The organism is Milkweed yellows phytoplasma str. MW1 (assembly GCF_000309485.1).
In the GTDB taxonomy this organism is placed as follows: domain Bacteria; phylum Bacillota_I; class Bacilli_A; order Acholeplasmatales; family Acholeplasmataceae; genus Phytoplasma.
On record NZ_AKIL01000065.1, the window covers coordinates 1 to 991 of the forward strand.

1 pseudogene is annotated in these 991 nt (G+C 28.2%); it reads left to right on the forward strand.

From position 1 onward, the window contains the following. Nucleotides 1-966: pseudogene (locus tag RI76_RS03080) on the forward strand (hypothetical protein); the annotation flags it as partial. Nucleotides 967-991 lie beyond the last annotated feature (25 nt).

Sequence of the window (991 nt, forward strand, 5' to 3'; positions counted from 1 at the left end):
AATAAAGAACAACATATTCAAAAATTAAAACAAGATTTAAATACTTTAGAATTAAAAGAACAAAGTTTTAAAACTGAAATTAATACTCTTAAAACAGAAAACAAAAATTTACGAGAACAACATACTAAAGAGTTATCCAAAGTTAAACAAGAATTGGATAAATCTCGCGAAGAAAACGAAACTTTAGAAAAAGAAATTCAAGCTATTCAAGCTAACCTAGGTGATGATGAAAAAGTTAATCAAACCTTATTAAACCAATTACAAGATAAACAAAATAAAATTAAAGGTTTAAACGAAAAAATTACTTTATTACAAGAAAATGAAGAACAATTAAAAACTATTATTCAACAAAAAGATGAAGAAATACAACTTTTAAATGAGACCATTCAACAAAAAGATGAAGAAATTAACCGTTTAAATGTAATCATTAAAGAACAAATGGATCTTTATGTCCAACAAGGGCAAAAAATTCAAAATTTAGAAGCTCATATTCAAACCTTAGAAAAAACTATTAAAGATTTAGAAGATAAAAATACTACTTTAGAGGAAGAAAACCAACATCTTAAAGATATAATCGCTGGTTTAAGAATTGATGTCGAAAAATACAAACAAGACTTAGCTAATGAAAAAACTGCTCATCAAAAGACGCAAAAAGAGTTAGATAAGCAAGTTGGCAAATTTAACACATTAGAACAAAAAACAAAAGCTTTAAAACAAGAATTAGACAATAAAGGAAAATCATGGAATAAAGCGCAAAATAAATTAACTAATATGGCTATTGAGTCAGGCGCTAGTGGTTTAGGAGCTGGTCTTGGTACTTTATTGGGTGGACCTGCTGGTACTGTAGTTGGCGGAACCGTAGGCACAGGAGTAGGTAAAGGTGTTACTTTCGCTAAAGATATTGATTGGAACAAAACCAAGGAAGATATTCAAAGATGGTTTGGTTGGGAATATAATCGTTATTAACCATATCAAAAATAGTTTATTCATT